The organism is Bacillota bacterium, assembly GCA_040754675.1.
Classification (GTDB): domain Bacteria; phylum Bacillota; class Limnochordia; order Limnochordales; family Geochordaceae; genus Geochorda.
Map to the genome: position 1 here is coordinate 1 of JBFMCJ010000241.1, position 6,308 is coordinate 6,308.

At 71.1% G+C, this 6,308-nt stretch carries 6 protein-coding genes; 1 reads left to right on the plus strand and 5 read right to left on the minus strand.

All coding sequences use genetic code 11. The annotated features are described in order from the left end of the window. Positions 1-262: 262 nt before the first annotated feature. Positions 263-481, minus strand: a complete 219-nt coding sequence (locus AB1609_13695; protein ID MEW6047512.1) for a DUF2892 domain-containing protein — start codon at positions 479-481, stop codon at positions 263-265. Positions 482-585: 104 nt separating this feature from the next. After that, complete coding sequence (locus AB1609_13700) at positions 586-1,167, minus strand: glycerol-3-phosphate acyltransferase (protein MEW6047513.1); 582 nt, start codon at positions 1,165-1,167, stop codon at positions 586-588. A gap of 137 nt (positions 1,168-1,304) precedes the next feature. Between AB1609_13700 and AB1609_13705 the strand changes: the two genes are divergently transcribed. Next, entirely contained in the window at positions 1,305-3,434 is a 2,130-nt protein-coding gene (locus AB1609_13705; protein MEW6047514.1) for a thioredoxin domain-containing protein, read from the plus strand. On the opposite strand, the gene AB1609_13710 is transcribed toward AB1609_13705, so the two are convergent. The 3 genes from AB1609_13710 to AB1609_13720 form a co-directional block, all read right to left on the minus strand. Then, entirely contained in the window at positions 3,431-4,645 is a 1,215-nt protein-coding gene (locus tag AB1609_13710) for an iron-containing alcohol dehydrogenase (protein MEW6047515.1), read from the minus strand. The two genes, AB1609_13705 and AB1609_13710, sit on opposite strands and share 4 nt — an antisense overlap. Positions 4,646-4,670: 25 nt before the next feature. Beyond that, complete coding sequence (locus AB1609_13715; protein MEW6047516.1) at positions 4,671-5,870, minus strand: hypothetical protein; 1,200 nt, start codon at positions 5,868-5,870, stop codon at positions 4,671-4,673. Between the two features lie 88 nt (positions 5,871-5,958). Beyond that, on the minus strand, positions 5,959-6,308 hold a 350-nt coding region (locus tag AB1609_13720; protein MEW6047517.1), incomplete at its 5' end, for a hypothetical protein.

A 6,308-nucleotide genomic window follows, 5' to 3' on the forward strand; every position in this document is an offset into this window, starting at 1 on the left:
TGGGGCTCCAAGCCTGACTTCGGTGAAGGTCTGCTTCACTCAAGCCCCGACTACTACCGGACTTCCCTGCATTCCGAGACTGTACCATCACGAAACCGCTGCCTTTGGATGACACTCGGCTCCTTCTCGCCGGGAGGCTACCCCCGGTCGGCCCGGAAAGGCCAACTCGGGGGTCGGTCCCGCCGGGCCCGGCCGATGGCGCATGCCCGAGGGCGCCGCGCCGCGGCCGGGGACGGGATGGCGCCGAGGTTGCCGCCGAGCTTCAGGCTTTGCGCTGCTCGGGATGGTCCGTGCTGTACGTCCTGATGTGGCAGGCCCCGTAAACCGGGCAGTATCCCACGCCGGCCGTTGCCACCAGCACGACGGCCGCCACGAGGGTGACCCAGCGGAAGGGGCTGGCCCAGGTAGCCGTGATGGCGAGCAGGGCGAGCCCTGCGATGGCCCGAAGCCAGCGATCCCATGAAGCCAGGTTGCGCACCATGAGATACCGTTACCCCCTAGGGTAGGGTATCCCGAGCCCCTAGCAGGCGTCAAGGGACATGCCCAGCGGAGGTGACGGATGGCAGCGGTACCGGCCGCCCCCCGTCAGCACGCCAGGTGGCTTCGCCCGGGGGCCTTGATCCGCTCCCAGACCCACGGAAGCTGCCGGACGGCCACGACCAGCATCACGAGAAAGGCCGCCTGCACCCGATCCGCGGGGACGGAGGCCCTCACCATGAGCACCAGCCCAACGGGGAAGGCCACGACGCCCACCATGGGCACCCAGCGGCGCCACAGGGCCGCGGCCGCGCCGATCCCGTACGCGGGCAACATCTGCGGCAGCGCCAGCCAGAACAGCGCGCCGGTCGCGGCGGCGAGCCCCCGGCCGCCCCTGAAACCCTTGTAGAACGGCCAGTTGTGGCCGGCCACCGGGGCCACGGCGGCGGCGGCAAGCCATCCGCCGGAGAGGCCGAGGCGTTCGGCGAGGGCTACGGACACGGCCCCCTTGGCCAGGTCGAACAGGGCGACGACCGTTCCCCAGCCCGGCCCGGCCAGCCGCCAGGCGCCCGCACCGCCGGGATTGTCGTTCAACTGGTGCGGGGTGCGGCCCGTTCGGCGCAGCACCACCCATTCGGCCGGAAGGATCGAGCCCAGCAGGTAACCGCCCACCACCACGAGCCAGCCCACGGCACTCGACCTCCGTGCTACCTCGGATTGATCAGGATTTCTCTGGGTACTGTCGTCCACTCCTGCCGGCACGCCGTCGCGGGCGGGCCGCCCCGGGATAAGCTAGACTGTTGCAGGCGTCCGAGAGGGGGCGGCCCATGCCTGAGAGCGCCGGTGCCAGAAAGCCCAACCGGCTGGTGGATTCCACCAGCCCCTACCTGCGGCAGCACGCCTACAACCCCGTGGACTGGTACCCGTGGGGGCCTGAGGCGATCGAGCGCGCCCGCAGGGAGAACCGGCCCATCCTGCTCAGCATCGGCTACAGCGCCTGTCACTGGTGCCACGTGATGGCGCACGAGTCGTTCGAGGATAACGAAATCGCCCGGCTCATGAACGAGCAATTCGTATGCATCAAGGTCGACCGGGAGCAACGCCCCGACGTCGACCAGGTCTATCAGGTCGTCTGCCAGCTTCTCACCGGCCAGGGCGGCTGGCCGCTCACCGTCTTCCTGACACCCGACCTGATGCCGTACTATGCGGGCACCTATTTCCCGCCTCGGCCGCGCTTCGGGCGCCCGGGATTCCCCCAGGTTCTGGAAGCGTGCGCCCGGGCGTACCGGGAGCGGCCGGAGGAGGTTCGGCGGCAGGCGGCGCGGCTGGCCGAGGCGGTAGGCCAGGTGCTCGACCCCGCCGGTTCCGTGCAGCGGGAGGCCGAGGGGCCGGGCGAGGGAAGAGAGGCGGCGCAGCCCGCCGGGCAGGAACCTTCGGCGGGCGAGTTGGTTACGGCAGCCGGGGCGTTGCTGCGGCAGGCCGACCGGGAGGCCGGGGGGTTCGGCGGGGCGCCCAAGTTCCCGCATGCTTGCGGGCTCGAACTCCTGCTGCGGGCGGCGTGGCGGTTCGGCCACCGCCCGTCGCTCGACCACCTCCTGCTGACGCTGCAGCGGATGGCGCTCGGCGGCGTGTTCGATCAGGTGGGCGGGGGGTTTCACCGCTACGCCGTGGACCGATGGTGGCAACTCCCCCACTTCGAGAAGATGCTGTATGACAACGCGCTGCTGGTGCCGCTTTACGTGCGGGTCGGGCTGTGGCAGCGGCCTGCCCTCCTCTCCGTGGCCGCGCGGACGCTGGATTTCATGCTGGACGAGATGCGCCTGCCCGGCGGGGGCTTTGCGGCTTCACTGGACGCGGACTCCCCGGGTGCGGACGGGCGCCCGGAGGAGGGGGCCTTCTACCGCTGGCGCCCCGACGAGGTGAAGGCGGCGCTTCAGGACGACCGGCTGGCCGAGGAGATCTGCCTTCGCTTCGCAATCGGCCCCCAGGCGGCCCTTCACCTCGAACGCGTGGCCCGCGACGGCCCGCCGGGCTGGACTGAAGAAGCCCAGACGGTGCCGGGCCACATGCCGGGCCTGCCCGAACCGGACCTGGGGCGGCTGGGCGAGGCCTGGTCGCGCATGAAGGCGTACCGGCGGCAGCACCGCCAGCCGCCCGCCCGGGACGGCAAGGTGCTGCTGGGCTGGCACTCGCTGGCGCTGTCGGCCCTGGTGGCTGGCTATCAGGCGGGCATCGGCTCCGCACCGGAGCGCTACCTGAGGGCGGCCGGGGAGGGGTGGGAGTTCGTCGAGGAACGGCTCACGCACCCGAAACTGGGCCTGCTCCACACGCCGGCGGCGGGAGCGGAGGCCGTGCCCGCCTTTGCGGACGACCACGCCTTCCTCATCCACGCCGCGCTGGATCTGTACCGGTGCACACAAAGGCGGACCTACCTCGACCGGGCGGCGGAACTGTCCGAGCAGGCCGTGAGCCGCTTCTGCGAGAACGGGGTTTACTTTCTCAGCAGCGCCGAACACCGCTCGCCGCTCGCCCGCCCGCGCGACCTCTGGGATCAGGCCACCCCTTCGCCGAACGCGGCGATGGCCGCCGCCCACGCGCGCCTCTTTGCCCTGCTTGACGATCCGCAGCAGCTCGAGCGGGGGCGCCGGGTCATCGAGGCCTGCTGGCCGGTCATGGTACAGCACGTATCCGCAACGGCGGCGCTGTGGTGCGCCCTGGACAGCCTGGACGGCGGGAGCGCCACGGTCACGTTGCTGGCGCCGCAACTCGATCAGGTGCGAGGCACGCTGGCGCGCCTCGTCGGGCTCCCCCATCCCGCCCTGGAAGTGCGGTGGCAGCCGGAGCCGGGCGGCGTGCGCTTCGTGCTTTGCCGGGGTACGGTCTGCAACCCTCCAGAAAGCAACGTCGAGCGCGTCGTCGAGCGGCTGACGCCCGCCGTTGCTCGGGCCGGCAGCTAACCGCGCTGGCCGAGGGGGGCCAGGGACCTCCGGTAGAGTTCGGCGAGCTGCGCGGCGCTGGCCTGGCGGGGGTTGTTGGTGGCGCTGCCCTTCATCGTTCGCAGGACGTCGTCCACCAGGCGGGGGATGTCGTCCTCCTTCACGCCGAAGTCGGAAAGACCCCAGGTCGCGTCCAGTTCCACCAGCAGCCGCTCGACGGCCGTGACAGCACGGCGGGCCGCCTGCTCGGGGGTGAGGTCGCCGGTGGGCTCGCCAAGGAGTTGAGCGATGCGGGCAAAGCGGCCGATGCGTTCCGGAAGGTTGAATTCCATGACGGCCGGGGCCAGGGCTGCCAGCCCTTCGGCGTGGACGGCGCCGAAGCGGCCGCTGACCGGGTGTTCGAGGGCATGGATCAGCCCCACGCCGGCCTGGTCGATGGCGATGCCCGCCAGGGTGTCTGCCACGGCCATGGCAGCCCGGGCCTCGAGGTCGGAGCCGACACGGTAAGCCCGGAGCAGGTAGCGGCGCACGAGGCGCATCCCCTGTTCGGCGAGCGTGTCGGTGAAGGGCGACGCCCGCCGGCCGACGTAGGGCTCGATGCACTGGAAAAGCACGTCGAGGCCGCTGGCGCGGGTGACCGCTGGGGGCATGGAGGCCAGGAGTTGGACGTCAATTACGGCCTCTTTCGGGTACATGAGAGGGTGCCAGATGCCCGGCTTCTCCTGGGTCGCGGGGTTGGTGATGACCGCCGTGGCGTCCACGTGGCTGCCGCTGCCGGAGGTCGTGGGCACGGCGAGGATGGGCAGGGCCTCGGTGGGGCGGCGCCGGTTGGGCCCGTGCACGGGGGCATAGTCCCACGCCGAGCCGCCGCTCTTCGCCATCACGGCGACGAGCTTGGCCGTGTCCAGGGCGCTGCCGCCGCCGAGGCCAACCACCAGGTGGGCTCCGGTGCAGCGAGCAAGTTCGGCCCCCTCGTCGACGACGGGCGCCAGCGGGTTGGGCTGCGCACGGTCGAAGACCTCGGCTTCGAGCCCGGCGGAGCGCAGAGCGTTCAGCACCCGGTCAAGGGCGCCGGTGCGGCGGGCGGCATTTCGGCCGGTGACCACCAGGGCGCGCGTGCCGTAGGCGCGTGCCAGTTCGCCAAGACGCGCGCAGGCGCCCGCCCCCATCTGGAGGCGGACGGGCGCCTGGAAAGTGACCGCCGATTCCCACCAATCAGCCGGTGACGCCAGCTCTCGTTGCCCCTCTCTTTGACCTTTAGAAGCCCAGGCTACCCATCACGGCCAGGCCCAACGACCTGGCATGGGTCCCTTTGGCTATCTCCTGGAGGTTGGTGGCCCGCACCGTCAGGCCGATGGCCCCGAGACCGACCCCCATCGAGCCGTAGACCCGCGCCTGCTGCTCGTTGGAATCCTTGGCGGCGCCGAGCGAAGCCCGCACGAGGCCGAGGGCGCTCACGCTGGCCTCGCCCTGCAGGCGGGTGAAGGCCGGCTCGGGGCGGTTGACGCCCACTATGGCGTAGTAGCCGCTCAGTTGGAGGAGGCCCACCGGCAGCGGCCGCAGGTGCACCCCGACCAGCGCGACCGCCGGGAGATCGTAGGTGAACGGAGGCGCTTCTTCCCATGGCGGGCTGTCAAGGCTACCGATGTTGCCCTCAGTAATCGTGGCCGTCTTGACACCGGTCCAGTTAAGGGCGCCGGCTCCGACATAGGCCGCCTCCACCGACAGCCGACGGCTGAGAGAGGCCGCCACGCCCACGTCGAACGCCCGCCCCTGGGCCTGCGAAGCCTGCAGGAAGGTTATCTGGGGCTTCGCGTCTGGGTCATTTACGGTCCCACTGGCGCCGATGTCGAAGTAATGCACGCCCGACAGGAAGTGGACGCCGACCCCCACGGAAAGCTTGCGAAGCCCGAAGAACCTGGGGATGATCGGCACGGGGGCGTTCGCGCGTAGCGCCAGGTCCTGCCACGCCTGGCCGCGCAGGTTCGTTCCCTCCAGAGGGTACTCGCCGCCCTCTATCTTGCCGGCCGAAGCCTCCCGCATGAGCCTGACGAAGCCCTCGGTCAGCGAGCCGCTACCCGTTGTCACCAGCCCGTAGCTGAGCTGAAAGGCGACGATGTTCGCCTGGGCGCGGCCGCCGGCCACCCAGCCAAGCTCCTCGGTCTCGCCCGGCGCCAGCGCCAGGCCGCCCCACGCATCCCGGCCGGCCGCCAGGTTGGACACGAAGGCGGCCACGTCGCCCACGGACCACTTGTTCGACGAGATCTCGGCCGCCACAGGGCCGCCGGTCAGCACCATGACGCGCCAGGGAACGGCCGCGGGGTTGGACGGCATCGGGTCGCCCAGCATGAAGTACGGGGTTTCGTCGGGCGCCGCCTGCGCCCCAACGGTCCCGGCGATGGCCAGGACGGCGAGCGCAGCGGCAGCGGCCCCCCACCAAGGTCGCCGCATGCTCATAAGGGATTCCCCCCTCTTGGCTCACAGGCCAGCGTCGTGCTATTTGGCCTGGCGAGCCTGCCGCCGTCCCCTGCCGCCCACCAGGCTCTCACAGATTCTCATCGATAGCTTTGAGGAATTCCTGAACAGCCGAGCGAACCCGCTCGCGGCTGCGCATGGTCCGGCCCCGTTCCTGCAGCACCTGGCCGAGCCTCTCCAGAACCTGGTCCACGGCCACGTCGCCCGCCGGGCGCTGCTCGATGGAATTGAGGCGGGACTCGACCTTCTGCAGCCGGTCCACGATGGCGCCAAGCTGCGACCGCGTGAGCTCGGTGAGCTGGTCGAGGCTGCGCGCGATGGAGCCCAGGTCCGGGGTGGCCGCCGCCGGCGCTGTGGCTGCCTCGGGCAGCTGAGCCTGCGCGGGAGCCGCCGCGGCCGCCCGGCCCGGACGCCGCCCGC